This is a genomic window from Mesorhizobium sp. B2-3-13 (assembly GCF_006442195.1).
Classification (GTDB): Bacteria; Pseudomonadota; Alphaproteobacteria; order Rhizobiales; family Rhizobiaceae; genus Mesorhizobium; species Mesorhizobium salmacidum.
This window is the reverse complement of sequence record NZ_VFVQ01000003.1, coordinates 164,790-190,990: the sequence shown is the minus strand read 5'-3', so window position 1 is coordinate 190,990 and position 26,201 is coordinate 164,790. Positions and strand designations below refer to the sequence as shown.

Annotated in this window: 30 protein-coding genes and 1 pseudogene; 13 read left to right on the top strand and 18 right to left on the bottom strand. The window is 61.9% G+C overall.

Going from position 1 to position 26,201, the window contains the following annotated elements; all coding sequences use genetic code 11:
- Nucleotides 1-88 precede the first annotated feature (88 nt).
- From FJ941_RS05570 to FJ941_RS05540, 7 genes are all read right to left on the bottom strand, one after another.
- Nucleotides 89-856: a DeoR/GlpR family DNA-binding transcription regulator gene (locus tag FJ941_RS05570; protein ID WP_140503763.1), complete on the bottom strand. Its 768-nt coding sequence runs from the start codon at nucleotides 854-856 to the stop codon at nucleotides 89-91.
- 127 nt (nucleotides 857-983) lie between these two features.
- Entirely contained in the window at nucleotides 984-2,396 is a 1,413-nt protein-coding gene (locus tag FJ941_RS05565) for an aspartate aminotransferase family protein (RefSeq protein ID WP_140503761.1), read from the bottom strand.
- Between the two features lie 69 nt (nucleotides 2,397-2,465).
- A complete protein-coding gene (locus FJ941_RS05560) occupies nucleotides 2,466-3,197 on the bottom strand; it encodes a peptidase (protein WP_027144963.1) in 732 nt (243 codons plus the stop codon).
- Nucleotides 3,198-3,228: 31 nt separating this feature from the next.
- Entirely contained in the window at nucleotides 3,229-4,023 is a 795-nt protein-coding gene (locus FJ941_RS05555; protein ID WP_140503759.1) for a transglutaminase family protein, read from the bottom strand.
- A gap of 86 nt (nucleotides 4,024-4,109) precedes the next feature.
- Nucleotides 4,110-5,051, bottom strand: a complete 942-nt coding sequence (locus tag FJ941_RS05550; protein WP_140503757.1) for an alpha-E domain-containing protein — start codon at nucleotides 5,049-5,051, stop codon at nucleotides 4,110-4,112.
- Between the two features lie 91 nt (nucleotides 5,052-5,142).
- A complete protein-coding gene (locus tag FJ941_RS05545; protein WP_181166272.1) occupies nucleotides 5,143-6,555 on the bottom strand; it encodes a circularly permuted type 2 ATP-grasp protein in 1,413 nt (470 codons plus the stop codon).
- 171 nt (nucleotides 6,556-6,726) lie between these two features.
- The gene (locus FJ941_RS05540) at nucleotides 6,727-6,963 is read right to left on the bottom strand and encodes an Lrp/AsnC family transcriptional regulator (protein ID WP_091574954.1); all 237 of its coding nucleotides are present in this window, start codon (nucleotides 6,961-6,963) and stop codon (nucleotides 6,727-6,729) included.
- Nucleotides 6,964-7,266: 303 nt separating this feature from the next.
- On the opposite strand from FJ941_RS05540, the gene FJ941_RS05535 reads away from it, so the two are divergent.
- Nucleotides 7,267-7,686: a DUF4864 domain-containing protein gene (locus FJ941_RS05535; RefSeq protein ID WP_140503751.1), complete on the top strand. Its 420-nt coding sequence runs from the start codon at nucleotides 7,267-7,269 to the stop codon at nucleotides 7,684-7,686.
- 19 nt (nucleotides 7,687-7,705) lie between these two features.
- Here FJ941_RS05535 and tgt read toward each other — a convergent pair whose 3' ends face one another.
- The 7 genes from tgt to coaD are packed head-to-tail and all read right to left on the bottom strand — an operon-like array spanning nucleotide 7,706 to nucleotide 12,281.
- Nucleotides 7,706-8,836, bottom strand: coding sequence for a tRNA guanosine(34) transglycosylase Tgt (tgt, locus tag FJ941_RS05530; RefSeq protein WP_140503749.1), 1,131 nt, complete (start codon nucleotides 8,834-8,836; stop codon nucleotides 7,706-7,708).
- Complete coding sequence (locus FJ941_RS05525) at nucleotides 8,829-9,098, bottom strand: hypothetical protein (RefSeq protein ID WP_027144957.1); 270 nt, start codon at nucleotides 9,096-9,098, stop codon at nucleotides 8,829-8,831. Before FJ941_RS05525 ends, tgt begins: the two co-directional genes overlap by 8 nt.
- Nucleotides 9,088-10,176, bottom strand: coding sequence for a tRNA preQ1(34) S-adenosylmethionine ribosyltransferase-isomerase QueA (gene queA / locus FJ941_RS05520; protein ID WP_140503747.1), 1,089 nt, complete (start codon nucleotides 10,174-10,176; stop codon nucleotides 9,088-9,090). Before queA ends, FJ941_RS05525 begins: the two co-directional genes overlap by 11 nt.
- A complete protein-coding gene (locus FJ941_RS05515; RefSeq protein WP_140503745.1) occupies nucleotides 10,176-10,625 on the bottom strand; it encodes a DMT family transporter in 450 nt (149 codons plus the stop codon). Before FJ941_RS05515 ends, queA begins: the two co-directional genes overlap by 1 nt.
- 11 nt (nucleotides 10,626-10,636) lie before the next feature.
- Nucleotides 10,637-11,149 (bottom strand): peptidylprolyl isomerase, encoded by a 513-nt coding sequence (locus FJ941_RS05510; protein WP_140503743.1) that lies wholly within the window; start codon nucleotides 11,147-11,149, stop codon nucleotides 10,637-10,639.
- A gap of 26 nt (nucleotides 11,150-11,175) precedes the next feature.
- Nucleotides 11,176-11,763, bottom strand: coding sequence for a peptidylprolyl isomerase (locus FJ941_RS05505; RefSeq protein WP_140503741.1), 588 nt, complete (start codon nucleotides 11,761-11,763; stop codon nucleotides 11,176-11,178).
- Between the two features lie 17 nt (nucleotides 11,764-11,780).
- Nucleotides 11,781-12,281 carry a pantetheine-phosphate adenylyltransferase gene (gene coaD / locus FJ941_RS05500; RefSeq protein ID WP_027144953.1) on the bottom strand — a complete coding sequence of 167 codons (501 nt, stop codon included), beginning with the start codon at nucleotides 12,279-12,281 and terminating at the stop codon, nucleotides 11,781-11,783.
- A 195-nt stretch (nucleotides 12,282-12,476) separates the two neighbouring features.
- On the opposite strand from coaD, the gene FJ941_RS05495 reads away from it, so the two are divergent.
- Nucleotides 12,477-12,629: a hypothetical protein gene (locus tag FJ941_RS05495; protein WP_140503740.1), complete on the top strand. Its 153-nt coding sequence runs from the start codon at nucleotides 12,477-12,479 to the stop codon at nucleotides 12,627-12,629.
- A 62-nt stretch (nucleotides 12,630-12,691) separates the two neighbouring features.
- On the opposite strand, the gene gyrA is transcribed toward FJ941_RS05495, so the two are convergent.
- Complete coding sequence (gene gyrA, locus FJ941_RS05490; RefSeq protein ID WP_140503738.1) at nucleotides 12,692-15,475, bottom strand: DNA gyrase subunit A; 2,784 nt, start codon at nucleotides 15,473-15,475, stop codon at nucleotides 12,692-12,694.
- A gap of 210 nt (nucleotides 15,476-15,685) precedes the next feature.
- On the opposite strand from gyrA, the pseudogene FJ941_RS05485 reads away from it, so the two are divergent.
- A pseudogene (locus FJ941_RS05485) lies at nucleotides 15,686-15,959 on the top strand (SulP family inorganic anion transporter); the annotation flags it as partial.
- 36 nt (nucleotides 15,960-15,995) lie between these two features.
- Here the strand turns inward: FJ941_RS05485 and FJ941_RS05480 are convergent.
- The gene (locus tag FJ941_RS05480) at nucleotides 15,996-16,826 is read right to left on the bottom strand and encodes an AraC family transcriptional regulator (protein ID WP_140503736.1); all 831 of its coding nucleotides are present in this window, start codon (nucleotides 16,824-16,826) and stop codon (nucleotides 15,996-15,998) included.
- Between the two features lie 85 nt (nucleotides 16,827-16,911).
- On the opposite strand from FJ941_RS05480, the gene FJ941_RS05475 reads away from it, so the two are divergent.
- The 3 genes from FJ941_RS05475 (at nucleotide 16,912) to FJ941_RS05465 (ending at nucleotide 18,586) form a co-directional block, all read left to right on the top strand.
- On the top strand, nucleotides 16,912-17,448 hold the full coding sequence (locus FJ941_RS05475) for a hypothetical protein (protein ID WP_140503734.1): 537 nt from the start codon (nucleotides 16,912-16,914) through the stop codon (nucleotides 17,446-17,448).
- A 32-nt stretch (nucleotides 17,449-17,480) separates the two neighbouring features.
- A complete protein-coding gene (locus tag FJ941_RS05470; protein ID WP_140503732.1) occupies nucleotides 17,481-17,858 on the top strand; it encodes a VOC family protein in 378 nt (125 codons plus the stop codon).
- 98 nt (nucleotides 17,859-17,956) lie between these two features.
- Nucleotides 17,957-18,586 carry a MarC family protein gene (locus FJ941_RS05465; protein WP_140503730.1) on the top strand — a complete coding sequence of 210 codons (630 nt, stop codon included), beginning with the start codon at nucleotides 17,957-17,959 and terminating at the stop codon, nucleotides 18,584-18,586.
- Nucleotides 18,587-18,591: 5 nt separating this feature from the next.
- On the opposite strand, the gene FJ941_RS05460 is transcribed toward FJ941_RS05465, so the two are convergent.
- Both FJ941_RS05460 and FJ941_RS05455 read right to left on the bottom strand, forming a co-directional pair.
- Entirely contained in the window at nucleotides 18,592-19,017 is a 426-nt protein-coding gene (locus FJ941_RS05460) for an OsmC family protein (protein ID WP_140503728.1), read from the bottom strand.
- A gap of 131 nt (nucleotides 19,018-19,148) precedes the next feature.
- Nucleotides 19,149-19,673, bottom strand: a complete 525-nt coding sequence (locus tag FJ941_RS05455; protein ID WP_140503726.1) for a single-stranded DNA-binding protein — start codon at nucleotides 19,671-19,673, stop codon at nucleotides 19,149-19,151.
- A 226-nt stretch (nucleotides 19,674-19,899) separates the two neighbouring features.
- Here FJ941_RS05455 and FJ941_RS05450 point away from each other — a divergent pair, with 226 nt between their 5' ends.
- The 7 genes from FJ941_RS05450 (at nucleotide 19,900) to FJ941_RS05420 (ending at nucleotide 26,200) form a co-directional block, all read left to right on the top strand.
- Nucleotides 19,900-20,214, top strand: a complete 315-nt coding sequence (locus FJ941_RS05450) for a metalloregulator ArsR/SmtB family transcription factor (RefSeq protein ID WP_140503724.1) — start codon at nucleotides 19,900-19,902, stop codon at nucleotides 20,212-20,214.
- Nucleotides 20,215-20,228: 14 nt separating this feature from the next.
- Nucleotides 20,229-20,696: an SRPBCC domain-containing protein gene (locus tag FJ941_RS05445; RefSeq protein WP_140503722.1), complete on the top strand. Its 468-nt coding sequence runs from the start codon at nucleotides 20,229-20,231 to the stop codon at nucleotides 20,694-20,696.
- 22 nt (nucleotides 20,697-20,718) lie between these two features.
- Nucleotides 20,719-21,324, top strand: a complete 606-nt coding sequence (locus tag FJ941_RS05440) for an ATP-dependent Clp protease proteolytic subunit (protein ID WP_140503719.1) — start codon at nucleotides 20,719-20,721, stop codon at nucleotides 21,322-21,324.
- A 137-nt stretch (nucleotides 21,325-21,461) separates the two neighbouring features.
- Nucleotides 21,462-21,713, top strand: coding sequence for a hypothetical protein (locus tag FJ941_RS05435; RefSeq protein WP_140503962.1), 252 nt, complete (start codon nucleotides 21,462-21,464; stop codon nucleotides 21,711-21,713).
- Nucleotides 21,714-22,410: 697 nt separating this feature from the next.
- Nucleotides 22,411-25,332, top strand: coding sequence for an excinuclease ABC subunit UvrA (gene uvrA / locus FJ941_RS05430; protein ID WP_140503717.1), 2,922 nt, complete (start codon nucleotides 22,411-22,413; stop codon nucleotides 25,330-25,332).
- Nucleotides 25,332-25,739 carry a DUF302 domain-containing protein gene (locus FJ941_RS05425; protein ID WP_181169717.1) on the top strand — a complete coding sequence of 136 codons (408 nt, stop codon included), beginning with the start codon at nucleotides 25,332-25,334 and terminating at the stop codon, nucleotides 25,737-25,739. The genes uvrA and FJ941_RS05425 overlap by 1 nt, the downstream gene beginning before the upstream one ends.
- On the top strand, nucleotides 25,736-26,200 hold the full coding sequence (locus FJ941_RS05420; protein WP_140503713.1) for a GNAT family N-acetyltransferase: 465 nt from the start codon (nucleotides 25,736-25,738) through the stop codon (nucleotides 26,198-26,200). The genes FJ941_RS05425 and FJ941_RS05420 overlap by 4 nt, the downstream gene beginning before the upstream one ends.
- The last annotated feature ends 1 nt before the right edge of the window (nucleotide 26,201 follow it).

Below are 26,201 nucleotides of genomic sequence, written 5' to 3'. Positions count from 1 at the left end.
CTTTTGCGAAACCGTTGCGGAATTATTTCGAACTCATAACGAATGTCAAACGAAATATCACACACCTGCGAGAAGACCGTGATTCATCTCAGCCAAGCGATGTCTCGATCAGCTGAACCTCGGCCTCCTGGCAGATCTTGCGTACCGAAGCGATATCGCAGCGATCGGTGATGAAGGTGTTGACCTGCGACAGGTGACCGATGCGCACAGGTGCCGTGCGTTCGAATTTGGTCTGGTCGGATACAAGGATGACATGCCTGGCATTGGCGATAATCGCTTGCGCGACCTTCACTTCGCGAAAATCGAAATCGAGCAAGGCGCCATCATGATCGATGGCCGAGGCGCCGATGACAGCATAGTCGACCTTGAACTGCCTGATGAAATCGACCGCCGCCTCGCCGACGACACCCCCGTCCGAGCCGCGCACCACTCCGCCCGCAATCACCACCTCGATCGACGGGTAGATGCGCATCCTATTGGCAACATTGATGTTATTGGTGATGACCATCAGGCCGTCGTGATCGAGTAACGCCTTGCTGACCGCCTCGGTCGTGGTGCCGATGTTGATGAACAGCGAGGCGTTGTCGGGGATCAACCTGGCCGCCGCGCGACCAATCGCTTCCTTCTCGTCGGCCGCGATCTTGCGCCTGGCTTCATACTCCATGTTCTCGATACCAGACGGGAACAAGGCGCCGCCATGGATGCGCGAAAGCAGCCGCTGGTCGCACAAATCGTTGAGGTCCTTGCGGATGGTCTGCGGCGTCACGTTGAAATGCGTGGCCAGATCATCGACCAGCACGCGGCCATTGTCCTTGGCCATCTGGATGATCTCGGCATGGCGCGGCGACAGATACATCAGGCAAGCTCCCGTTTTCGTTTTTCTTGCTTATAATCGAAAACGAAACCGATGAAAAGGTGCAAGCCGGCTAACGAAATCCGATGATTGTACGGGTGAACCTCGGCGCGACCTTGACCCAGCCTTTTCAGGCCATGGCACGCGCTATTTCGGTGATGACGGTGAAAGCGGCGTCGACGTCCTCTGCCGTGGCATCGAACTGACCGACCTGGAAGCGGATCGCCACCCTCCCATCGACTTTCGTTTGCGTCAGGTAGATGCGGCCATCGTCGTTGATCGCATTGACCAGCCGCAGATTGTGCTCGTCGGCATCGGCGCCCGCTGCAGCCTTGTGCCAGAATGAAAACAGCGACAGCATCGGCTCGCTCACGATTTCGAAATCCGGCTCCCTTGCCAGACGCAGCGCAAGGCCTTCGCTCCAGGCGACATGGTTGCGGATCATGGTTCGCAGGTTTTCCAGTCCATGGGCGCGCAGCAGAAACCAAACTTTCAGCGCCCGGAAGCGCCGACCAAGCGGCACCGACCATTCGGAGTAGTTGATGATGCCGTCGCGGCCATGTGTCTTGAGAAATTCGGGCTTGATGGCCAGTGTACGAATCACGTCTTCCGGCTGCCGGATGAACTGCATCGAGCAATCGAACTGCGCGCCCAGCCATTTGTGGGGGTTGAAGACGATGGAATCAGCCAACTCGGCGCCGGCCCAGAAATGGCGAAATTCCGGGCAGATCATCGCCGACCCGGCCCAGGCGGCATCGACATGCAGGTAGAGCCCGTGCCGCCTGGCAATCTCCGCAACCGCTGCAATATCGTCCGTGCCGCCGGTGCTGGTGCCGCCGACGCTGGCGATGATGCCGGCGGGCAGCATGCCGGCCTCGCGATCGGCGACGATTGCCGCTTCGAGTGCGGCCGCTTCCATGGCGCGAAAACGGCCGGCGACCGGAATGCGCACGAGATTGTCCTCGCCTATCCCTGACACCCAGATCGCCCGATCGATCGAAGTGTGCACCTGGTCGGAGGAATAGATGCGCAACCGCCCCTGCCCGGCCAATCCTTTTTTTTTGCCTTGCCAGTCCAGCGCCCGCTCGCGCATGGTCAAAACCGCGTTGAGTGTCGCCGACGAGGCCGAATCCTGGATGACGCCGGAGAAACCCTCCGGCAGGCCGAGCGCCTGGCGCATCCAGTCGACGGTCCGCGTTTCAAGTTCGGTCGCCGCCGGCGACGTCTGCCAAAGCATGCATTGCGCGGCCATCGCCGACACCAGGTATTCAGCCACCACCGAGACGGGCGCAGCGTTGGCCGGAAAATAGGCGAAGAAGCGCGGGTGCTGCCAATGCGTCATCCCCGGCACGATCTTCTCTTCGAAGTCGGCGAAAATCCTGTCCATCGGCTCCGCGTCTTCGGGCGGCGACGCCTCTATGCTCCTGAAAATGTCGCCCGGCTCGACCAGCGGCCGCACCGGCCGCTCACGCAGATTGTTGCGATAGTCGGCGCCCCAATCAGCGGCACGTTGCGACCATTGCCGGAAATCATCATTGTTCATCTTGTCCTCCCGACATGATCTTTCGCCGCCGGTGACGCGCCGGCTTTTGCGAACGGCGAGATATGCGGACTAGCCAGGAAAATCCGGCAGGCTGGCGAACGCCGTCTTCAGGGCATTCGACCATCCGTCGGAGATCGTGCGGTAATACTGGTCGTCCTGGGCGATCCGCTTTTTCAGACCAACCTGAAAGGCACCCTGTTCCAGGAAAAGCAGGTCGAGCGGCAGGCCGACCGACAGGTTCGACTTCAGCGTCGAATCGAACGACACCAGCAGCAGTTTCACCGTCTCGGCGAGGCTCATCGTCTTTTCGTAAGCGCGGATGATGATCGGCTTGCCGTATTTGGTTTCCCCGATCTGAAAGAACGGCGTGTCGTCAGTCGATTCGATGAAATTGCCTTCGGGATAGATCATGAACAGGCGCGGCGGGCTGCCCTTGATCTGCCCACCGAGGATGAAGGAGGCATTGAAATAGGAATCGGCTTTCTCGCCCGCTGGTGACGATTGCGCGATCACTTCCTTGACCGTGTCGCCGACCAGCCGCACCGTCTGGTACATGGATGGCGTTTCGAGCAGCTTCTCGTGGCGGTCGGTCACCGCCTTGGTGCGTTCGTCGAGCAGGCTGACCACGGCCTGCGTCGTCGCCAGATTGCCGGCCGACATCAAAACGATGACGCGCTCGCCCGGCTGCTCCCAGACGTGCATCTTCTTGAAGGTCGAGATAGAATCCATCCCGGCATTGGTGCGCGTGTCCGACATGAACACGAGCCCGCGATCGATCTTGAGGCCGACGCAATAGGTCATGGAATCTCTTGAGGCAGTAATCCCTGGGGGATTACTGCTCTACCGTGACGGTGACCGCAAGCAGTTCTTCCGCCTGTCCCAGTCGAATTCCCGACACCGGCGAAGCGTCACGGTAATCGCGGCCGGTGGCCACCTTCACATAGCGTTCGTCGGGAGAAATACCATTGGCGGGATCGAAGGCAACCCAGCCGAGGCCCGCGACATGGGCTTCGGCCCAGGCGTGGCTCGCCGCCTGCTTCACCGCCGCATCCATCATCAGATAGCCGCTGACATAGCGGGCCGGAAATCCCATGGCGCGTGCGGCGGCGGCAAAGATGTGGCTATGATCCTGGCAAACCCCGGTCTTCAGCATCAAGGCCTCTTCGGCCGGAGTCGTCGCATTGGTGGTTCCCGGCGTGTAGGCGACGCGCTCGCCGATGGCGGCCATCAGCCGGTGCAGCCTGTCAAGGTCGGTGCCCTTGCCGAGCGCCTCGGCAAGATCACGGATGCCGCCGCCTATGGTGGTCAAAGCGGTCTCCTGCGCGAACAACCAGAGTGGCGCGAAGCCTTGATGCGGCCCGCTGACACCTGATGTATCGCGCGTCACCACCTCGCCCAACGCTTCGACTGTGATGAAGTCGTGATCACCCTCGACGCTCAGCAGCCTGCTATCGTTGCCGTAATGGTCGGTAAATCGCACTTCCTCGCGCGCGCCCTCGACCTTCAGCGCCCAGGACAGCACGGTCTGGGTCGGCCCGCTCATGGGAAGCAGCCGTAGCCTCTGGAGCAAATACTGCACCGGTGCGTCGTAGCGGTATTCTGTCCGGTGCGTGATTTTCAGCCGCATGGCCATCTTCCGTTCGAGTGCATGATCCCTGGCGAAAGCCGGTACCCACCTTTCGCTGACGCGGTCCTTCGGTTCGGGATCATGTTTCAATAAAACCTGTAGTCTTGCGCGATCTCGTCGCCGAGCCTGGTGTTGTCGCGGATGAACCCGGCCAGGAACTCATGCAGGCCGGCGTCGAATATGTCCTTGATCGACCCTGCCCTCAGCATCGCCTGCGTTTTTTCCGCCGTTGCGTGACACGCATGGCGCTCGCCATAGTCGTCGGAGAGAAATTTCAGATGCTCTGCCAGGAAACGGTAGCAGAAGGTCAGCGATCGCGGCATGCGGACGTTGAGGATCAGGTAGTCCGCGATATTGGTCGGCTTGTAGTCGGCGTCGTAGACCCAGCGATAGGAGCGATGCGCCGACACCGAGCGCAGGATCGATTCCCACTGATAGTTGTCGAGCGTCGAGCCGACCCAGGAGATCGATGGCAGCAGCACGTAGTATTTCACGTCAAGGATGCGGGCGGTGTTGTCGGCGCGCTCGACATAGGTGCCGAGCTGCGAAAAGTCGAAAATCTCGTTGCGCAGCATGGTGCCGTAGAACGAGCCGCGGATCAGTGCGGTCTCGCGCTTGATCGCATCGAGCACGGTGGGCAGGTCGCGCTCGTCGATCGGCCTCGCTAGCATCCGTTTCAGCGCCATCCAGGCTTCGTTGATGCTCTCCCACGTCTCGCGCGTCAGCGCGGTGCGCACCATGCGCGCATTGTTGCGGGCAGTCTCGATCGACGACATCGTGCTCGATGGGTTCGACGTGTCGCGCAAAAGGAAGTCGGAGACATTGGCCGCCGTATAGTCCGGGTATTTCTGCTTGAAGGCGACGTCGGAGCCGGCGCTGAGCAGCACCGAATTCCACTCCTCCGACGCGCTCTGGGTGCGAGTGAGCGCCATACGCAGCCCGGCGTCGACCAGCCGCGCCATGTTTTCGGCCCGCTCGATATAGCGGTTCATCCAATAAAGTCCGTTCGCGGTACGGCCGAGAAGCATGTCAGCTTGCCTTGATATCGAGCGAATAGCGAATAGGGAGTAGGGAGTAGGGAAGAATGGGTTTCATGATCGCTGCGTCCCCCCGCTCAGCTCAGTCATCCAGCACCCAAGTGTCTTTTGTCCCGCCGCCCTGAGAGGAATTCACCACCAGCGAGCCTTCCTTCAGCGCAACGCGCGTCAGCCCACCGGGCACGATCTGGATGCGATCGGACACCAGCACATAGGGCCTGAGATCGACGTGGCGCGGCGCCAGGCCCTTTTCAGTCAGGATCGGACAGGTCGAGAGCGCGAGCGTCGGCTGGGCGATGTAATTAGACGGTTTGGCTTGCAGCTTCTTGGCAAAATCCTGACATTCCTTCTTGGTCGCGGCCGGTCCGACCAGCATGCCGTAGCCACCCGAACCATGCACTTCCTTGATCACCAACTCGTGGATATGCTCGAGCACATATTTCAGGCTGTCCGGCTCCGAACAGCGCCAGGTCGGGATGTTGCCGAGGATTGCCTTGCGGCCGGTGTAGAATTCGACGATCTCGGGCATATAGGAATAGATCGCCTTGTCGTCGGCGATACCGGTTCCCGGTGCGTTGGCGATGGTGATGTTACCGGCGCGATATACATCCATGATGCCGGGTATGCCGAGAGCTGAATCCGGCCTGAAGGTCAGCGGGTCCAGGAAAGAATCATCCACGCGGCGGTAAAGAACGTCGATCTGCTTGTAGCCTTCGGTCGTGCGCATCGCGACATGTCCATCGACGACGCGCAGATCCTGCCCCTCCACCAGCTGCACACCCATCTGGTCGGCAAGGAAGGCGTGTTCGAAATAGGCGGAATTGAAACTGCCGGGCGTCAGCACCGCGATGGTCGGCGCACCCTTGGTGTTCTGCGGCCGCACCGCCGCCAGCGACTGGCGCAACAACTGCGGATAATTCTCCACTGGCCGCACCTTGATCTTCTGGAACAGCTCGGGGAACAGTTGCATCATCGTTTCGCGGTTCTCCAGCATGTAGGAGACACCGGACGGCGTGCGCGCATTGTCCTCCAGCACATAGAACTCGTCCTCGCTGATACGCACGATGTCGACGCCGATGATGTGGGTATAGACTCCGGCCGGCGGCCGCACGCCGATCATTTCCGGCAGGAATGCCTCGTTCCTGGCGATCAGGTCCCTGGGAACGCGGCCGGCGCGAAGGATTTCCTGGCGATGGTAGATGTCGTCGAGGAAGGCGTTCAGCGCCTGTACGCGCTGCTCGATGCCTTGCGTCAGGCGACGCCACTCATTGCCTGAAATGATGCGGGGAACGATATCGAACGGGATCAGCCGCTCGGATGCTTCCTGCTCGCCATAAACGGCAAACGTGATGCCGGTCTTGCGGAAGACGCGTTCGGCGTCCTGCATCTTTTCGGTAAGTCTGGCTGGATCCTGCTCCTTCAGCCAGCGATCGTAAGCCGAATACGGTCGTCTAAGTCCGGAAACCTCCGGAAGCATTTCATCGAACGCTGCCAATCGCATACTCCCCTGTGACGCCATTTCACTGGCGTCGTTGGAGAAAATCAAGCGCAATCGGTGATTTGGGAGATCCGGACGATCAGTATGTTGCGGCTGCCTAAAATTGAGGCAGCTGAAATATGAGCTTGATCAGGCTCTGCCTCATGCCCGGGCAAATGCCCCGCGCTGCTAGAAGGCGCGGAAGGTGACGACGGTGAACGTGTCCTTGATACCGGGAAGAACCTGCACCTTCTCGTTGACGAAATGGCCGACGTCTTCCTCATCGTCGACATAGAATTTGGCGAGCAGATCGTAATTGCCGGCGGTGGAGTAGATTTCCGAGGCGATCTCGGCGTCGGCAAGCGCGCTGGCAACCTCATAGGATTTGCCCAGCTCGCATTTGATCTGCACGAAAAACGCCTTCATGGCTTCGTCCCGCTAACTTCCAGGTCCAGCGGCCCTTCTGGCAGACTGGAGGCGGCCTTTCAAGCGTTGGAATGCGCACTTAGCCGGCGCCTGCCTTGGCCGCGGCCTCGCGCAGCATGCTCTCTCCCTCAGGGTCCACGATGAGAGCCCCGCCCTAAAGGAAGCTTACGCGTAGGAATTCGCCGCGGCGGGACGAATATTGCCGCCCGCTGAAACCGTGAAGCGCCGCCACCCGTATGTTAGAATGCCTCCCGGAACAGCTTTTGCTGGAGGCGGCTTCTCGAGGGACGGTGGAGACAGGCCATGCGCCGCGGCTTTTTCGCATTCGCGTTCGTTTCGCTCATGCTGGCTTCCCAAGCGTTTGCCGGCGACGCCGAGATCAAGGCTGGCCAGGCCGTCATCGACGGTCAATTGAAGGCCCTCATCGCCAATGACGGCGCCAAGGCCTATAGCTTCGCCGCCCCGAACGTGAAGCAGGTCTTCCCGACCGTCGATGCCTTCATGAACATGGTGACCAACGGCTACCCACCGGTGCGCAAGCCGCAGTCCTATTCCTTCGGCAAGTTCGAGGAGACCGGCTCGGGTTCGATCGTCCAGCACGTGCTGATCGTCGGCCCCGACGGCAAGGACTACGAGGCGGTCTACACGCTGCAGCAACAGCCCGACGGCACCTTCCAGATCACCGGCTGCAGCCTGCGCGCCTCGAACTCGCTGAGCACCTGAACGCTGCAGCGTCGGTGCGTTACAACGCCGGGATGTCGCCTCTCGCCCAGCCTTCGCTGATATCGGCGCCGCGTGCCTCGAAGCTGCCCGCCTCGATCGCGGCCCGGATGTCCTGCATCAGCTTCTGGTAATAGGAAAGGTTGTTCCAGGTCAGCAGCATCGCCCCGAGCGCCTCCTGCGAGCGCACCAGATGGTGCAGATAGGCGCGCGAATAGTCGCGCGCCGCGGGGCAATCGCTCTCGTCGTCGAGCGGGCGCGGATCGTCGGCGTGGCGGGCGTTGCGCAGATTGACCTTGCCGCGCCTGGTATAGGCAAGACCATGCCGGCCGGCCCTCGTCGGCATCACGCAGTCGAACATGTCGATGCCGCGCGCCACCGATTTCAGGATATCGTCCGGCGTTCCCACGCCCATGAGATAGCGCGGCTTGTTGTCGGGCAGTTCCGGGCACGTGATGTCGAGCATGTCGAGCATCACTGCTTGCGGCTCGCCGACAGCCAGGCCGCCGACAGCATAGCCCTTCAGGTCCATCGCGCTCAGCGCCTGCGCCGAGCGCACCCTGAGCGCCGCGTTGTCACCACCCTGCACGATGCCGAACATCGCCTTGCCCGGCTGGTCGCCGAACGCCGCCTTGCAGCGCTCCGCCCAGCGTAGCGACAATTCCATGGCGCGCTCGATCTCTTTCATCTCGGCGGGCAGCGCCGTGCATTCGTCGAGCTGCATCTGGATGTCGGAATCGAGCAATCCTTGAATTTCTATGGAGCGCTCCGGTGACATTTCATAAGCCGCGCCATCGATGTGCGAACGGAAGGTGACGCCTTTCTCGGTCAGCTTCCTCAGCTTCGACAGAGACATCACCTGGAATCCGCCGCTGTCGGTCAGGATCGGGTGCGGCCAGCGGGCGAATTCGTGCAGACCGCCGAGCCGCGCCACGCGCTCGGCCCCGGGCCGCAGCATCAGGTGATAGGTGTTGCCAAGGATGATGTCGGCGCCGACGCCGCGCACCTGGTCCATGTACATGGCCTTGACCGTGCCACCGGTGCCGACCGGCATGAAGGCCGGTGTGCGGATTTCGCCGCGCGGCATGTCGATCAAGCCGCGCCGCGCCTTGCCATCGGTCGCCAGCACCTTGAAGGTGAACGTCTCAGCCATTGAATTCCTTGTCGTGGACCGGCGCATCCGGCGCCTGCCTGTCGAGCGATTGGCGATATCGGATGCAGCCGCGCATGAATTTGGGCCAGGGGGGCACAGCGATCGACGGCTCGGTCTTCTCAGGCAGCAGGTCCCACAGATCGGGGTGATGCCAGCACAGATCGTGCCCTGTGGTGTCGCGGTGTGCGCGAATGCCGGCGCGCAGCTTTTTCACTTCCGCGATCAGGCTTTCGCGATCGAGGGTTTGCAGATCATCGTCCATCGCTCACCTCCGCTCGGTAAAGCAGGCTTGCGTCGCCATAGGAGTAGAACCTGTAGCGATTCGTTATGGCATGCGCATAGGCGGCACGCATCGTGTCGAGGCCGCTGAAGGCCGAAACCAGCATGAACAGCGTCGAGCGCGGCAGATGGAAATTGGTCATCAGCATGTCGGCGGTGCGAAAGCGGTAGCCGGGCGTGATGAAGATGTCGGTCGGGCCTGACCATGGCGCCAGCGTGCCGTCTTCACGCGCCGCGCTCTCGAGCAGGCGCAGCGAAGTCGTACCCACGGCGATGATGCGCCCGCCCCTTGCCTTCGCGGCGTTGAGCGCATCGGCGGTCGCCGGGCTGACCGAGCCGATCTCGGCATGCATTTTGTGGTCGGCGGTGTCGTCCGCCTTCACAGGAAGGAACGTACCGGCGCCCACATGTAAGGTGACGAAGCGGCGCTCGACCCCCTTGGCGTCCAGCGCCGCAAAAAGCTCCGGCGTGAAATGCAGGCCAGCGGTAGGCGCGGCAACGGCACCTTCTTCCCGGGCATAGATGGTCTGGTAGTCGGCACGGTCGCGCTCGTCGTCATCGCGCTTCGAGGCGATGTAGGGCGGCAGCGGAATGTGGCCGACCGCGTGCAGCGCCTCGTCGAGGAAGGGACCGGATAGGTCAAAGCCGAGCAGCGCTTCGCCGCCCTCGCCCTTCTCGATCACCGTGGCATCGAGCTGGCCGAGGAAACAGGAATTGCCGTCATGGCCGAAATGGATGCGGTCGCCGGCGGCGATGCGCTTTCCCGGCCGCATGAACGCCAGCCAACGGTCTGGAGCCTTGCGCATGTGCAGCGTGGCCTCGACCTGCGCCACCGCCTCGCCGCGTCGCCTGATCCCTTTCAGCTGCGCTGGAATGACCTTGGTGTCGTTGAAGACCAGCACGTCGCCGGTGCGGAGCAAGGACGGCAGATCGCCAACCGTGCGGTCCTCCAGCCCCTTGCCCGGCTCGATGACGAGCATTTTGGCGCTGTCGCGCGGCTCTGCCGGGCGAAGCGCGATGCGCTCCTCCGGCAGGTCGAAATCGAAGAGGTCGACGCGCATCAGTACAGCCGAACGAGCAGCGCTCCGGCCAGCAGAAGCACGGCGCCGGCGATCCGGCCGAGCGAGATTTCGCGCACAGCGACACCAAGGAAGCCGACGCGGTCGATGAGCATGCCGGCGATCAACTGACCGGCCACCAGGAACGCCATCAGGGCGGCCGCACCAATGCGCGGCGTCAGGATAGTTGAAAGCGTGACGTAGAAGCCGCCGAGCATGCCGCCGGCGACGAACAACCAGGGTGCCGGCGCCTTCCAGTCGAGCGAAATCTCTTGCAGCTTCACCACCGTGACGGAGATGATGCCGAGTACGATCGCACCCGACAGGAACGAAAACGCGGCGGCCGCGACCGGGAGACCCAGGCCGCGCGCAAGCTGCGAATTGATCGGCGCCTGAATGGCAATGAAGGCGCCGGACAGGATGCCGAGAAGCGACCAGACGACGCCCATCATTGTCGTTCGCCTTACTTGACGTCGGCCGCGACCTTCAGCGACACGATCTTGTCGGGATCCTGCACCGGCTCGCCGCGCTTGATCTTGTCGATATTGTCCATGCCTTCGATGACCTGGCCCCAGACCGTGTACTGGCGGTTGAGGAACGCGGCATCGTCGAAGCAGATGAAGAACTGCGAGTTGGCCGAGTTCGGGTTCTGCGAACGGGCCATCGAGCAGGTGCCGCGGCCGTGGTTCGCGTTGGAGAATTCAGCCTTCAGGTCAGGCTTTTCAGAGCCGCCCATGCCGGCGCGCGATGGCGCAAACGAAGGCTTGCTCGAATTGCCGAACTTGACGTCGCCGGTCTGCGCCATGAAGCCTTCGATGACGCGATGGAAGACGACGCCGTCATAGGCGCCTTCGCGGGCCAGTTCCTTGATGCGGGCGACATGGCCGGGGGCCAAATCGGGAAACAGTTCGATGACGACCTTGCCCTTGGTCGTTTCCATGATGAGCGCGTTCTCGCGGTCCTTGATCTCGGCCATGTCAGATATCCTTTTGAAAAATTGAATTATTTGTCGGCGGCGATGCGCACTTTGATCATGCGGTCGGGATCGGTGACCGTGCCATTGTCCGCCTCGTCGCCCTTCTTGATCTTGTCCACCAGCTCCATGCCGCTGACGACATTGCCGATGATTGTGTACTGGCCATCGAGCGGCGGTGCCGGTGCGAACATGATGAAGAACTGCGAATTGGCGGAGTTCGGATCCTGCGAACGGGCCATGCCGACCACGCCACGCTTGTAATGCTCGGTCTGCGAGAATTCGGCCGGCAGGTCGGGCAGGTCCGAGCCGCCGGTGCCGACGGCCTGGGCATTGAAACCCTTGTTCATGTTGCCGAACTTGACGTCGCCGGTCTGCGCCATGAAGCCGTCGATGACACGATGAAAAGCAACATTGTCATAGGCATGATCGCGCACCAGCTTCTTGATCTGTGCGACATGCTTGGGCGCCAGGTCGGGGCGCAGGGCGACAGTCACGTCGCCATCTTTCAGGGTGATGATCATGGTGTTTTCCGGATCGGCGGCATGGGCGGAAACGGACGCGGTCAAGAGACCGGCGAGCACAACAAAGAATGAGGCGAGCCTTTTGAGCTGCATGAGGATTTTCTCCGGGCTTATTTCGCGAATTTTGCGGTGAGCGCACCGGCCACGGCCGCCGGCACGAAGGGGCGGATGTCGCCACCCATCGAGGCTATCTGGCGCACAAGTGTGGCGGTAATGGTGCGCACCGATGGGCTGGCGGGCAGGAAAACCGTCTGCAACTCAGGCGCCATGGTTTCGTTCATGCCGGCCATCTGCATCTCGTAGTCGAGATCGGTGCCGTCGCGCAGACCGCGGATCATGATCGAGGCGCCTTCTCGTCTGGCGGCATCGATCACCAGCCCATCGAAAGCGACCACTTTGATGCGGGCGCCGTCGCGGCCGAATTCGGCTTTCGTGGCGGCTTCGATCAACCGCACCCGCTCTTCGAAGGAAAACAGCGGCTTCTTGCCCGGATGAATGCCGATCGCGGCATAAACGATGTCGGCAACCGCCAGCGACGCTTTCAGCACATCGAGATGGCCGTTGGTCAGCGGGTCGAAGGAGCCGGCATAAAGGGCGATGCGTTCGGTCATGCGGGAGCTTCTAGCGAGCCTCTCTCACAAAGGCAAATCCGATTGGCAGGTGGCCCGTGAACCTTTTCCGGCACATGAACGACAGATGAATACGCTGATCACGCAGCCTTCACGCAGCGTTCACTAGGTTCCACCCTTAATAAGATGAAACCAAAGTCCCATATATCCGTTTGTAAGGCGCAGGAGAACACGCACATGCTGATCTACATGCTCGCCACCGCGATGGCCGTCGCCATGCTGATCGCCACAGTATTCGGGCTGCACCAGGAGGCACAGCGCATCCGCGTCAAGGCAACCACCAAGCGCTTCGAAGGCTTTGGCTCGCGCAAGCCATATCGTCACTACTAAGTCAGTCCCGACTTGCTGCCACGCCGCCCATCGGCCGGCGTATGTCAAGCCTGCTCCAGGGACTATTCGGCGCTATCCGGACCGCTGTCCGACTCCGCGCCCACGGCCTCTTCCGTTTCCTCGTCCGATTGCGGCTCCGAAATCCGCTCGACCGAAACCACCTTTTCACCTTCAGCCGTGTTGAAGATGGTCACGCCCTTGGTGGCGCGGCTGGCGAAACGGATGCCGTTGACTGGCACCCGAATGACGGTGCCGCCGTCCGACACCAGCATGATCTGATCGTCGTTGCCGACCGGGAAGGTTGCCACCAACTGGCCGATTTCGGTTGCTTTCGAGACGTCGGTGGCGCGGATGCCCTTGCCGCCACGACCAGTCAGGCGGAAATCATAGGACGACGAACGCTTGCCGTAACCATATTCGGTCACCGTCAGCACGTACTGCTCGTGCGCCTTGAGGAATTCGTAGCGATCGTCTGGAAGCTCGGTCTCCTCGCCGATCTCCTCATTGGTGAGCGCGATCTCTTCTTCCTCTCCAGCCGTCTCGGCGGCAAGCCGCCGCTCCGACGCCGCCCGCTTGAGGTAAGCGGCGCGTTCCGCCGGTGAAGCATCGACATGCTCTATCACCGACATGGAGATGATGCGGTCGGTCGCGGCCATAGTTATGCCGCGCACGCCGACGGAGTTCCGGCTCTGGAAGACGCGCACGTCGCCGACCGAGAAGCGAATGCACTGACCCGAATTCGCCGTCAGAAGCACGTCGTCATTATCGGTGCAGGTCTCGACGCCGAGGATTTCGTCGCCCTCCTCCTCCAGCTTCATGGCGATCTTGCCGTTGCGGTTGACCTGTACGAAATCGGACAGTTTGTTGCGGCGCACGGTGCCGCGCGTGGTGGCGAACATCACGTCGAGTTCGCCCCAGCTCGTCTCGTCCTCGGGCAGCGGCATGATCGTGGTGATGCGCTCGCCCTGCTCCAGCGGCAGCATATTGATCAGTGCCTTGCCGCGTGACTGTGGGTTGCCGATCGGCAGGCGCCAGACCTTTTCCTTGTAGACGATGCCGCGCGAGGAGAAGAACAGCACCGGCGTGTGCGTGTTGGCGACGAACAGCCGGGTGACGAAATCCTCTTCCTTGGTCGACATGCCGGAGCGGCCCTTGCCACCGCGGCGCTGCGCCCGGTACAGCGAAAGCGGCACGCGCTTGATGTAGCCGGAATGGCTCACCGTCACGACCATGTCCTCGCGCTGGATCAGGTCCTCGTCTTCCATGTCCGCGCCGCCGTCAGTGAGCTCGGTGCGGCGTGGCGTGCCGAACTCGTCGCGCACGGCGGCGAGTTCGTCCTTGACGATCTGCTGGATACGCGCGCGAGACGACAGGATGTCGAGGTAGTCCTTGATCTCGTCGCCGATCGTGTTCAACTCATCGGCGATTTCGTCGCGGCCGAGCGCGGTCAGGCGCTGCAGGCGCAGTTCGAGGATGGCGCGCGCCTGTTCCTCGGACAGATTGTAGGTGCCGTCCTCGTTGATGCGGTGGCGCGGATCGTCGATCAGAAGGATCAGCGATTCAACGTCACCCGAAGGCCAGCGCCGCTCCATCAACTGCTCGCGCGCCGTCTGCGGATCCGGCGCGGTACGTATAAGCTTGATCACTTCATCGATGTTGGCAACGGCGATGGCCAGACCAACCAGCACATGGGCGCGGTCGCGCGCCTTGCGGAGCAGGAACTTTGTCCGCCGGCTGATCACCTCCTCGCGGAAGGTGACGAAGGCCGTCAGCATGTCGATCAGGTTCAGCAGCTCCGGCTTGCCGCCGTTTAGCGCCACCATGTTGGCGCCGAAGGACGTCTGCAACGGCGTGAACCGGTAGAGCTGGTTGAGGACAACGTCGGCAACGGCGTCGCGCTTGAGCTCGATAACGACGCGATAACCCTGACGGTCGCTTTCGTCGCGGATGTCCGAAATGCCCTCGACGCGCTTGTCGCGCACCAGTTCGGCCATCTTCTCGATCATCGAGGCCTTGTTCACCTGGTAGGGAACCTCGGTGATGATGATCGATTCGCGGTCGTTGCCGCGCTGTTCGATGTTGACCTTGCCGCGCATGACGATGGAGCCGCGGCCGGTGGAATAGGCGCTATAGATGCCGGAGCGGCCAAGCACGATGCCGCCGGTCGGGAAATCGGGGCCTGGAATGATCTCCATCAGCGCCGGCAGGTCGATCGCCGGATTGTCGATGACGGCAATGGCGGCGTTGCAGACTTCACCGAGATTGTGCGGTGGGATGTTGGTGGCCATGCCGACGGCAATACCGCCCGAGCCGTTGACCAGCAGATTGGGAAAGCGCGCCGGCAGAACCTTCGGCTCGGTGTCCGAAGCATCATAAGTGTCCTGGAAATCGACCGTGTCCTTGTCGATATCCTCCAGAAGCTCGTGCGCGACCTTGGTCAGGCGCGATTCGGTATAGCGCATCGCCGCCGGCGGATCGCCATCGATCGAGCCGAAATTGCCTTGCCCGTCGATCAGCGGCACGCGCAGCGACCAATCCTGCGCCATGCGCACCAAGGCGTCATAGATCGAGGCATCGCCATGCGGATGGTATTTACCCATCACGTCGGCTACCGGACGCGCCGATTTCACATATTTGCGGTTCCAGTGGTAGCCGCTCTCATGCGCAGCATAGAGAATGCGGCGGTGCACCGGCTTCAGGCCATCGCGCACATCGGGCAACGCACGGCTGACGATCACGCTCATGGCGTAAGAGAGATAAGAACTCTGCATCTCCTCGATGATGGAGATGGGTTCAATGCCGGTAGGCCCGCCGTCGGCGCCGCGCGGTGTCTTTTGGTCGGTCAAATCGTATCACAATCTAATTAGGAATCACTGCCCGCTTATATAGGAAGCACGGCCGAAACTCCAACGTTCACGGCACTTTTCCAGTGTCATTTTCGGTGGTAATTTCAAAAGGATACCGCTAATTGCGACGATATGGCCATTATGCTTTTCGCCGCCGCCAAGGCAAAAGCCGGCAATGGACCAACTCCCCAAGCAAAAGCCGCGATCACCATGAATTGGAGCCTATGGCCGCCTTTCCGGGCGCTGAGCGGCTGGCAGGCCCGGGATCTCAATGGTGACCTGATCGCGGGCGACACTGGCCGCGATCGCTATTCCCGAACAGATGGCGACAGCCAGGCTCGGCGGTTTTGCTCCAGAGCTCGGCTTTTTCGCCTTTGTCGCCGGTTCGGTGGCGTTTGCCCTGTTCGGCGCCAATCGCCACCTTTCGGCGAGCGCGGATTCGACGGTCACGCCACTGTTTGCCGGCGGCCTCGCCATGCTGGCCGATCATGGACTGATGCCGCGGGTGTGACGCGATTTTTCAGCCGCGGCCCGCGCGCCTGGCGCGATAGCGGCCCGGCGTCTCGCCCATGACACGCCGAAACCGGCGATTGAACGTCGACAGATCGTTGAAGCCGGCCTCGAAAGCAATTGCCGAGATGGCATCGTTGGACGTGCGCAATCGCACCGCCGCGCGATGCAACCGGGTCCTGAGCAGGTACTGATAGGGCGTCATGCCGGCGACCTGCCGGAAGATGCGCAGGAAATGATAGGGACTGGTCGCGGTCTCATCCGCCAACGCCGGAAGCGAGATCGGCCCGTCGGCATCCAGTTCGATCCGCCGCACCGCCTCGGCAACCCTTTTCTGGTCGCGGCGGCTTGGATCGCACCCGGCATGCGTGTCGCCGGAGAGCGTTGCCACGGCGGCACCCGCGACGCGCAGGGCGAGTTCCTCGAATGCGTCCGTGTCGGCCATGTCGCGCGCGGCTTCCGCCTCGGCCAGCAGCGGCGCCAAGGCCTGTAACGGCGGCAGGCGTGGCGCCGCGAAGCTGAGCGTCCTGGCGCCCGGCACGTCGGCCACGATCCGGTCCATATAGGCCGACCCGAAATGGAAGGAGAGGCAACGGTCGCCATTGCCGTGCTCGTGCCCGCATTCGTAGCATGTGCCGGAATTGCCGAGCAGGAGGCTGCCTGGCGCGAGCACTGCCGTGCCTTGCTGCGCGCGGTAGCGGAACGAGCCGCTGGTGACGGCTGCAACGCAGAAATCCCGATGCGCTTCCTCGAATGGCCGATCGCCGGCGCTGGCCGTGCAGATTACATCCGCCACGTGCCAACCGGGTCCGGATGCAAGGGTATCCGCGGTCGCCGTCATGGCCAAAATATAGCAATTTTTCCCAAGCCCAGAACCCTGCCAGCACTTACTCTTGGCGATCTCCTGACAAGAAGAGGCCGCTGCCGTGTTCGACCAATCCTCATTTGCCGAAGCCTTGCACAGTCCCGGACCGATGGAAGGTCTCGCCGAAAAACTGAACCTTTATGGCCGCTTCGTCGGTGCCTGGACGTTTGACGCCTCGCGCCATCTCGAGGACGGCACGGTGCTGACCGGACGTGGCGAGGTGCATTTCGGCTGGGTTCTGGAAGGCCGGGCGATCCAGGATGTCTGGATCCTGCCCGCGCGTGACGCCGGTTCCTCGCCGTCGCTCGGCAAATGGACTTTTTATGGCACGACGCTGCGGGTCTATGACCCCCGCGTCGACGCCTGGCACATTTTCTGGAGCGACCCGCGCAACCAGTATTTCAGCCGCCAGCTCGGCCGCGCCGAAGGCGACACCATCGTGCAGGTCGGCGCTGATGACACCGGCTCCTCGGTGCGCTGGAGCTTTTCGCGGATCACCGAAAATTCCTTCCGATGGCTCGGCGAACGTTCACAGGACGATGGTGCGACATGGCGGCCCGAGGTGGAATTCCTGGCGCACCGATCAGCAAGAAGTTGACACCGCAAAGCATTGTAAGAATGGAGAAAACGATGTTCAATCATATCTCGATCGGCGTTCGCGACGTCACCGCCTCCAAACGTTTCTACGATGCCGCGCTAATGCCGCTCGGCTTCACTTGCGTCAGCCAATCGCCGGGTTCGCTCGGCTATGGCGCCCTGGGTGTCGCGCTATGGGTCAATGAGGCGGCGCGGCCGGTGCCGGCGGACGAAAAATCCGGCCTGCATTTCTGCTTCGCGGCGCCGACACGGGATAGCGTCGATGCCTTTCATGCCGGAGCGTTGCGCGAAGGCGGTAGCGACAATGGCGCGCCGGGCCTGCGCGCCGACTATGGCGAGAACTACTACGCGGCCTTCGTCGTCGATCCGGACGGCTATCGCCTGGAGGCCTATTGCGGCACTGCCGGCTAACCGTCGAGAGCTGTAGTTTCGCAGTCCTGACAGTTCCCACCGACCGGGCTTTGCACTACCAATGCGGGTACGGGCCTGGCCCGGTGGGAGGGTCAGCGATGCCGAGTTTCGACAGCCTGTTCAATGCCTTCGTCACCATTCTCGTGACCATCGATCCGCCCGGCCTGGCGCCTCTGTTCCTGGCCGTCACACGCGGCATGAATCGCGAGGAGCGCAGCCAAGTTTCCGTCCGTGCCTCGATCATCGGTTTTCTGGTGATGGCGTTGTTTGCGCTGGCCGGCGCCTCTATCCTGTCGGTGTTCGGCATCACCCTGCCGGCGTTCCGCGTCGCCGGCGGGTTCCTGCTGTTCTTCATCGCCTTCGAAATGGTCTTCGAGCGCCGGCAGGACCGCAAGGAGAAGATCGGCGACGTCGCCATCACCAAGGACATGATCCACAACATCGCCGCCTTCCCGCTGGCGATCCCACTGATCGCCGGGCCTGGCGCGATTTCAGCGACGGTGCTGCTCTCCGGCTCGTTTCAGGGCTTTGCCGCGCAGGCGGCCCTGGTCGGCATCATTTTCGTCTGCCTCGTCATAACCTATCTGGTGTTCGTGCTGTCGGAACGCATCGACCGCATCCTCGGCCAGACCGGCCGCTCGATCCTGACCCGCCTGCTCGGGGTTATCCTGGCGGCACTGGCCGTGCAGTTCGTGGCAGATGGCATCAAGGCGCTGATGGTCTCGTAGGCCGCTTATTTCGAGGTCGTATCGATGACTTCAAAGTCGTGGGTAATCGTCGCGGTCTTGGCCAGCATGGCGGAGGCCGAGCAGTATTTTTCGATCGAAAGGTCGATTGCCCGCTTGACCTTGTCGCTGGACAGCGCCCGGCCCTTGACGATGAAATGCATATGGATGCGGGTGAACACTTTGGGATCGGCCTCGGAGCGGTCGGAATCGAGCTCGACCACGCAATCATCGACGGCCTCGCGCCCCCTCTCGAGGATGTGCACGACGTCATAGGCCGAGCAGCCGCCGGTGCCGATCAGCACCAGCTCCATCGGGCTCGGTCCCGGCGTCTTGCCTTCCAGGCTGGACGCCGTGCCCATCACGACCTTGTGGCCGCTGCCGGATTCGCCGACAAAGGTGCGCTCCTCGACCCATTTGACACGTGCCTTCATCGCTCCGTCCTTTCAGTCGTTGATCGCGCCGACTGTCGGCTCAAAATCAACAATGCAAAACCCCGAAAGTCCGTGCAGGACCCTCGGGGCATCTCAAGCAACAAGCATTCGCCGTTTGGTATGGCTTCCGATCAGAACGGTATCTCGTCGTCCAGCTCGCGCGACGAGCCACCGCCACCGCCCCCTTTGGAGCCGCCATCGCCGCCACGGCTAAAACCTTCGTTCGGGCTCGACTGGCCGAAATCGGAACCACGGCTGCTGCCGCCACCGCTGTAGCCGCCGACCTGACCGCCCTCACCTTGGCCGCGCGCGTCGAGCATCTGCAGTTCGCCACGGAATTTCTGCAGCACGACTTCGGTCGTGTATTTGTCGGCACCGGTCTGGTCCTGCCATTTGCGCGTCTGCAACTGGCCCTCGACATAAACCTTCATGCCCTTCTTCAGATATTGCTCGGCCACCTTGGCAATGCCCTCATTGAAGATGACGACATTGTGCCACTCGGTCTTTTCCTTGCGCTCGCCGGAATTCTTGTCGCGCCAGCTTTCCGAGGTGGCGATGCGGATGTTGACGACCGGCTCGCCCGAATTCAGGCGGCGGATTTCAGGGTCCGCCCCGAGATTGCCGACCAGAATGACCTTATTGACGCTGCCCGCCATGATATTTCTCCGCGCTCATCCGAAACAAATTTTTGTCGCAGCACCTTACAGGCTGCCGATATTGGCCGCCTGCCAAGGCTGGCTTTTCCCACAAGGTTTTTGTTCCCTTTTCGTTCCTATATGCACTGCCCCCAATTGTCAAGGAATGGCAGCAATGCCCGAACGCTGCATATGGGTCTCAAAACAGTGCTTGCCAAATCGATAAGTATCGACTTATGCTTTCGTCATGATCGAAGCAGAGATTTTCCGCGCCTTGGCCGACCCGACGCGCCGCGCCGTCTTCGAGCGTCTCGCGGCGAGCGAGATGAGCGTGTCGGAACTGCGCAGCGGCCTCACGGTGTCGCAGCCGGCCGTCTCCCAGCATCTGGCAGTGTTGCGCGGCGCTGGCCTGGTGGTCGAGCGGCGGGCCGGCCGCAACGCCTATTATCGCGCCGATCCGCAGGGGCTTGCCCCGCTGCTCTCCTGGATTGAACGCTATCGGACGTTCTGGCCGGAACGCATTGAAAAACTGAAGGCCGTTTTGAAGGACATGGATCAATGAAAGACGGGCGATCAATGAAAGACGCAAACCAAACCCAGGTCGCTCCAGAGGCGCTCGAATTCGAATACGACCTTGCCGAGCCGCCGGAAAAAGTATGGCGGGCGCTGACCGTGCCGGAATTGCTCGCCGCCTGGATGATGCCGAACGATATCAGTCCGCGGACCGGCAGCCGCTTTGCCTTCGCCGGGCCTGACGCGCCGATCGAATGCGAGATCCTCGACGCCGAGCCCGAGCGCCTGCTGCGCTATTCCTGGCGGGAGCAGTCCGACAATGCGGCGCAACCGCTCGACAGCACCGTCACCTTCACACTCGCCCGTACCATTTCCGGCGGCACGCATCTGCGCATCGTCCATGACGGCTTTGCCCGCAAGGCGATGCCCGCTGTTGCGATGGCGGGGGCCGGCTGCCGGCTTTCGCTGCGCGGGGCCGGAAAGCCTATTGCCGCGAACACACCACGCCTTCTGCTGCCGCGCGCGGCCTGAACACGGAAATCGGAGAAGAGAAATGAGTGGTGTTGCCAGCCTTGTGCCGATGGTGATCGAGCAATCGAGCCGCGGCGAACGTGCCTTCGACATTTTTTCGCGACTGCTGCGCGAGCGCATCGTCTTCATCAACGGCGAGATCAACGACGACGTCTCGGCGCTGGTCTGCGCGCAGCTTTTGTCGCTGGAATCGGACAATCCCGAGAAGGAGATCTCGCTCTACATCAACTCGCCGGGCGGAATGGTGACCAGCGGCTTCGCCATCTACGACACGATGCAATATATCAGCTGCCCGGTCTCGACCGTGTGCATGGGCTTTGCCGCATCGATGGGATCGTTCCTGCTGATGGCAGGCTCGGCCGGGCGCCGCATCGCGCTGCCGAACGCCACCATCCTGCTGCATCAGCCGCTGGGCGGCTTCCAGGGCCAGGCTTCCGACATCCAGCGGCACGCCGAACGCATCGGCCAGACCAAACGCCATATGACCGAACTCTACGCCCAGCATTGCGGCCGCAGCTATGAAGAGGTCGAACGCACGCTCGACCGCGACCATTTCATGACTGCCCGCGAGGCCCAGGCATGGGGCATTGTCGACCATGTTTTCGACACCCGCAAGAAAGCGGCGTGAGGCAGAGCCCCAGATCAAATCCTGCTAGGTGTCGAAGATTTGACGATATCGGTCTGGTTCCGGTGGCGGCAGGTCCCTATAAAAGAGGAATGACCGACACTCATCGACCCAGAACATCGCACCGTGTCACCGGCGCCATGGTGCTCGCAATCGTCGGCCTTGCGTCCAGTTCGGCACTTGCCGACGACGCTTCATCGTCAGCGCAAAAGAGCGCCCTGCCCGGCGTGGCCGGCGACTATCGCATCGCCAAGCCGGCTCCGGTGCCCGAACCCGACGACGCGTTCCCCAGCAGCGGCAATGGGCAGTTCAAGATCGGCAATACGGATGTCAGGATTTCCGGCAGCATCACGGTCGATGTCGGAGTTGGCGGGATCAAGCCGCCAAGGTAGGCCGAGGTCGGAGGCCTGCGAACTCAAGCCCCGCCCAAAAACAGCCCCGCCGTGCCTTGGGCAAACGGACGGGGCTTTTTGTTGGATTCTTAATCCATGCTTGCCGGGAGTGTACTGCCGGCGTTTGATCTCGGATGCTTCGCGGCATTCAGCCGACGATCCGACCAATAGTCTCTGATTTTGACGAATACGGCAGGTCACGGTTCGGGTGGCGCAAACGCCTGCTCTGGCACTTATGCCTGCCGCGGCTCCAGTGACAACTGAAGCCCTGGGGGACTATCCGGTGGCGTCATGCTCCGCTCCTGTGTCCGTTGCGACATCGTCGTGGCGAAGCGCAAATCGCAAATGCCTGCGGCGTCTCGCAGGCCGCCTTGGGGCGGCGAGGCCATCGAAAGACGGCCAGCTTCGCTGACTTCCGAAGACTGCTCCCGTGAGTTGGCCGCGTCAACCATCAATAGCCGGTTACGGAAAAAATGTGATCACCGGGAGGTTACGTCCAGGTCAGTTTCCGCACAGTTTTGTCAGGAGCATGTTCGGCCTTTGTTCTTTCCGCTTGCCCCTTCGCGCGAAAGACGGTTAAACGACTTCTGTCGGGAGTTGTGGCGTCTCTCGACGTGGCGGCAAAAAGACCTACATAGGGGATGGCTGGGAAAACCCGCCAATCCCACGAATTCCAGATCTGAGGCGGCGACCGGCGATGGCCGACCATAAATTCCTTTCCATTCGCGGGGCGCGCGAACACAATCTGAAGAACGTCGATCTCGACCTGCCGCGTGACAGCCTGATCGTCATGACCGGCCTGTCGGGCTCCGGCAAATCGTCGCTGGCCTTCGACACCATCTATGCCGAAGGCCAGCGCCGCTATGTCGAGAGCCTCTCGGCCTATGCACGGCAATTCCTCGAAATGATGCAGAAGCCCGACGTCGACCAGATCGACGGCCTGTCGCCGGCCATCTCCATCGAGCAGAAGACCACGTCGAAGAACCCGCGTTCGACGGTCGGCACCGTCACCGAGATCTACGACTATATGCGGCTTCTGTTTGCCCGTGTCGGCGTGCCCTATTCGCCGGCCACCGGCCTGCCGATCGAGAGCCAGACGGTCAGCCAGATGGTCGACCGGGTACTGGCGGTCGAGGAAGGCACGCGCCTGTTCCTGCTGGCGCCCATCGTGCGCGGCCGCAAGGGCGAGTACCGCAAGGAACTGCTGGAATTGCAGAAGAAAGGGTTCCAGCGCGTCAAGGTCGACGGCGTCTTCTATGAAATCGCCGACGTTCCAGCGCTGGACAAGAAATACAAGCACGACATCGACGTTGTCGTCGACCGCATCGTCGTGCGCGGCGACCTTGCCACGCGTCTCGCCGACTCCATCGAGACGGCGCTGAAGCTGGCCGAAGGGCTGGCGGTGGCCGAGTTCGCCGACAAGCCGCTCGACGCCAGCCAGACCGGCGAGGATTCGGTCAACAAGTCGAAGAACGAGACGCATGAACGCATCCTGTTCTCGGAAAAGTTCGCTTGCCCGGTGTCCGGCTTCACCATTCCGGAAATCGAGCCCAGGCTGTTCTCCTTCAACAACCCGTTCGGCGCCTGCCCGACCTGTGACGGTCTCGGCAGCCAGCGCGCCATCGACCCCAACCTCGTGGTGCCCGACGAAAACGTGTCGCTGCGCGACGGCGCCGTCAGCCCATGGGCGAAATCGACCTCGCCCTATTACTCGCAGACGCTCGAGGCGTTGGGCAAGGCGTACGACTTCAAGCTCGGCGACAAGTTCAAGGATCTTTCCGCGAAAGCCCAGGAGGCGATCCTGCGCGGTACCGGCGAGCGCGAGATCACCTTCCAGTATGATGACGGCCTGCGTTCCTACAAGACCACCAAGACTTTTGAAGGCGTCATCCCCAATCTCGAACGGCGTTGGAAAGAGACCGAATCCGCCTGGATGCGCGAAGAAATCGAGCGCTTCATGTCGGCGACGCCCTGCCCGGTCTGCAAGGGCTACCGGCTGAAGCCCGAAGCGCTGGCGGTGAAAATTGCCGGCAAGCACATTGGCGAGGTGACGGAACAGTCGATCTGCAACGCCGACAAATGGTTCACCGACCTGCCGGCGCAGCTCAACGACAAGCAGAACGAGATCGCTGTCCGCGTGTTGAAGGAAATCCGCGAGCGCCTGCGCTTCCTCAACGATGTCGGGCTCGATTATCTCACTTTGTCGCGCAATTCCGGCACGCTGTCGGGCGGCGAAAGCCAGCGCATCCGGCTGGCCTCGCAGATCGGCTCTGGGCTGACCGGTGTGCTTTATGTGCTGGACGAGCCGTCGATCGGCCTGCACCAGCGCGACAACACGCGGCTGCTCGACACGCTCAAGCATCTGCGCGACATCGGCAACACGGTGATCGTCGTCGAGCATGACGAGGACGCCATCCTGCATGCCGACTATGTCGTCGATATGGGCCCCGCCGCTGGCATCCATGGCGGCGAGATCATCGCCCAGGGCACGCCCCAGCAGGTGATGGCCAACCCCAATTCGATCACCGGCAAATATCTGTCGGGCGCACTCGAAGTGGCAACGCCTGGCGTGCGCCGCGAAGCCAAGAAGAACCGGCGGCTGAAGATCGTCGGCGCGCGCGGCAACAATCTGAAGAACGTCACCGCCGAAATCCCGCTCGGCACGTTCACCGCCGTCACCGGCGTGTCCGGCGGCGGCAAGTCGACCTTCCTGATCGAGACACTGTTCAAGGCGGCCTCGCGCCGCATCATGGGCTCGCGCGAGCATCCGGCCGAGCATGACCGCATCGAGGGGCTGGAATTCCTCGACAAGGTCATCGACATAGACCAGTCGCCGATTGGGCGGACCCCGCGTTCGAACCCCGCCACCTACACCGGCGCCTTCACGCCGATCCGTGACTGGTTCGCGGGTCTTCCCGAAGCGAAGGCGCGCGGCTATCAGCCGGGACGTTTCTCCTTCAACGTCAAGGGCGGCCGCTGCGAGGCCTGCCAGGGCGACGGTGTCATCAAGATCGAGATGCACTTTTTGCCCGACGTCTACGTCACCTGCGACGTCTGCCACGGCAAGCGCTACAACAGAGAGACGCTCGACGTCCTGTTCAAGGGCAAGTCGATCGCCGACGTGCTCGACATGACCGTCGAGGAAGGCGTCGACTTCTTCGCCGCCGTGCCTGGCGTGCGCGACAAGCTGGAGACGCTGAAGCAGGTCGGGCTGGGCTACATCCACATCGGCCAGCAGGCGACGACGCTGTCCGGCGGCGAGGCGCAGCGCATCAAGCTGGCCAAAGAACTGTCGCGCAAGGCAACCGGCAAGACGCTCTACATCCTCGATGAGCCGACCACCGGCCTGCACTTCCACGATGTCGCCAAATTGTTGGAAGTGCTGCACGAACTGGTCGACCAGGGCAACACCGTGGTCGTCATCGAGCACAATCTCGAAGTGATAAAAACCGCCGACTGGGTGCTCGACCTCGGGCCCGAAGGCGGTGATGGCGGCGGCGAACTGGTCGCCTCCGGCACTCCGGAAGCCATCGTGCGCGAGAAGCGCAGCTACACCGGCCAGTTCCTCAAGGAGCTTCTGGAGCGGCGCCCTGGAGGCAAGCGCGAAGCGGCGGAGTGATGACAGAGGATGGTCTCATCACGGTCCAGAGCCGCTTTGGCGTGACCGAAACCATCGACCGCCTGGCTGAGGTGGTCAAGCGCGCGGGACTGCTTGTGTTCGCGCGCATCGATCACCAGGCCGGCGCGCGCGATGTCGGCACTGCGCTGCGGCCGACGGAGCTTCTGATTTTCGGCAACCCGAAGGGCGGCACACCGCTGATGCAGGACCAACAGCTTGCCGGCATCGACCTGCCGGTGAAGGCGCTGGCCTGGGAGGATGAAGGCAAGGTCTGGCTTTCCTACACTGACGTCCATTGGATCGCCGAACGCCACGATCTCCGTGACGCCAGCCGCGATGCCGTCGCCGCAATTGCCGCTGGCATGGAAAAGGTGATAGCGGCCGCTGCCGGAATGGATCAATCATGAGGCTCGCTGGCCCAGAAGATCTCGCCGCGATCGTGACGCTGACGCAAGCGGCCTATGCTTCCTACAACGCCATACTCGACGCGCCACCGATCCCCGTTACCGAGGATTATGCGCCCCGTATCGAGCGCGGCGAGGTCTGGCTACTTGAGAGCAGCAATGATCCCGCCGGGCTTATTGTTCTTGAACGACACGAAGACCACGCCATGATCTTCAGCGTCGCCGTCTCCCCTGCTTTTCAGGGCAAAAAACTCGGCATAGCACTGCTCAATCACGCGGATGAACAGGCGCGTCTGTGGGGTTTGCCGGAGGTGCGGCTCTACACCAACGCCAAGATGGAACGGAACATCGCGCTCTACGCCGCCTATGGCTACCGTGAAACGGGTCGCCGGCCCAATCCCTATCGGCCAGGGTGGATACTGGTCGACATGGCCAAACCCATCGACAGGCCCACCGAGGTCTGAT

What these genes read in the sequence shown, in the direction of transcription:
- FJ941_RS05560 (WP_027144963.1), bottom strand. Translation starts at nt 3,197, where the DNA reads ATGACCTATTGCGTCGGCCTCAAGATCGATCGCGGGCTCGTGTTCATG.
- FJ941_RS05495 (WP_140503740.1), top strand. Translation starts at nt 12,477, where the DNA reads ATGCTGATCTACATGCTCGCCACCGCGATGGCCGTCGCCATGCTGATC.
- uvrA (WP_140503717.1), top strand. Translation starts at nt 22,411, where the DNA reads ATGGCCGACCATAAATTCCTTTCCATTCGCGGGGCGCGCGAACACAAT.
- FJ941_RS05525 (WP_027144957.1), bottom strand. Translation starts at nt 9,098, where the DNA reads ATGGACGATGATCTGCAAACCCTCGATCGCGAAAGCCTGATCGCGGAA.
- FJ941_RS05510 (WP_140503743.1), bottom strand. Translation starts at nt 11,149, where the DNA reads ATGGCCGAGATCAAGGACCGCGAGAACGCGCTCATCATGGAAACGACC.
- FJ941_RS05515 (WP_140503745.1), bottom strand. Translation starts at nt 10,625, where the DNA reads ATGATGGGCGTCGTCTGGTCGCTTCTCGGCATCCTGTCCGGCGCCTTC.
- FJ941_RS05425 (WP_181169717.1), top strand. Translation starts at nt 25,332, where the DNA reads ATGACAGAGGATGGTCTCATCACGGTCCAGAGCCGCTTTGGCGTGACC.
- FJ941_RS05455 (WP_140503726.1), bottom strand. Translation starts at nt 19,673, where the DNA reads ATGGCGGGCAGCGTCAATAAGGTCATTCTGGTCGGCAATCTCGGGGCG.
- queA (WP_140503747.1), bottom strand. Translation starts at nt 10,176, where the DNA reads ATGCGCGTCGACCTCTTCGATTTCGACCTGCCGGAGGAGCGCATCGCG.
- FJ941_RS05550 (WP_140503757.1), bottom strand. Translation starts at nt 5,051, where the DNA reads ATGCTTCTCGGCCGTACCGCGAACGGACTTTATTGGATGAACCGCTAT.
- FJ941_RS05540 (WP_091574954.1), bottom strand. Translation starts at nt 6,963, where the DNA reads ATGAAGGCGTTTTTCGTGCAGATCAAATGCGAGCTGGGCAAATCCTAT.
- FJ941_RS05570 (WP_140503763.1), bottom strand. Translation starts at nt 856, where the DNA reads ATGTATCTGTCGCCGCGCCATGCCGAGATCATCCAGATGGCCAAGGAC.
- FJ941_RS05470 (WP_140503732.1), top strand. Translation starts at nt 17,481, where the DNA reads ATGTTCAATCATATCTCGATCGGCGTTCGCGACGTCACCGCCTCCAAA.
- FJ941_RS05480 (WP_140503736.1), bottom strand. Translation starts at nt 16,826, where the DNA reads ATGACGGCGACCGCGGATACCCTTGCATCCGGACCCGGTTGGCACGTG.
- FJ941_RS05555 (WP_140503759.1), bottom strand. Translation starts at nt 4,023, where the DNA reads ATGCGGCTGAAAATCACGCACCGGACAGAATACCGCTACGACGCACCG.
- FJ941_RS05435 (WP_140503962.1), top strand. Translation starts at nt 21,462, where the DNA reads ATGGTGCTCGCAATCGTCGGCCTTGCGTCCAGTTCGGCACTTGCCGAC.
- FJ941_RS05460 (WP_140503728.1), bottom strand. Translation starts at nt 19,017, where the DNA reads ATGAAGGCACGTGTCAAATGGGTCGAGGAGCGCACCTTTGTCGGCGAA.
- FJ941_RS05445 (WP_140503722.1), top strand. Translation starts at nt 20,229, where the DNA reads ATGAAAGACGCAAACCAAACCCAGGTCGCTCCAGAGGCGCTCGAATTC.
- tgt (WP_140503749.1), bottom strand. Translation starts at nt 8,836, where the DNA reads ATGGCTGAGACGTTCACCTTCAAGGTGCTGGCGACCGATGGCAAGGCG.
- FJ941_RS05565 (WP_140503761.1), bottom strand. Translation starts at nt 2,396, where the DNA reads ATGAACAATGATGATTTCCGGCAATGGTCGCAACGTGCCGCTGATTGG.
- FJ941_RS05505 (WP_140503741.1), bottom strand. Translation starts at nt 11,763, where the DNA reads ATGCAGCTCAAAAGGCTCGCCTCATTCTTTGTTGTGCTCGCCGGTCTC.
- FJ941_RS05465 (WP_140503730.1), top strand. Translation starts at nt 17,957, where the DNA reads ATGCCGAGTTTCGACAGCCTGTTCAATGCCTTCGTCACCATTCTCGTG.
- FJ941_RS05420 (WP_140503713.1), top strand. Translation starts at nt 25,736, where the DNA reads ATGAGGCTCGCTGGCCCAGAAGATCTCGCCGCGATCGTGACGCTGACG.
- FJ941_RS05450 (WP_140503724.1), top strand. Translation starts at nt 19,900, where the DNA reads ATGATCGAAGCAGAGATTTTCCGCGCCTTGGCCGACCCGACGCGCCGC.
- FJ941_RS05440 (WP_140503719.1), top strand. Translation starts at nt 20,719, where the DNA reads ATGAGTGGTGTTGCCAGCCTTGTGCCGATGGTGATCGAGCAATCGAGC.
- FJ941_RS05535 (WP_140503751.1), top strand. Translation starts at nt 7,267, where the DNA reads ATGCGCCGCGGCTTTTTCGCATTCGCGTTCGTTTCGCTCATGCTGGCT.
- coaD (WP_027144953.1), bottom strand. Translation starts at nt 12,281, where the DNA reads ATGACCGAACGCATCGCCCTTTATGCCGGCTCCTTCGACCCGCTGACC.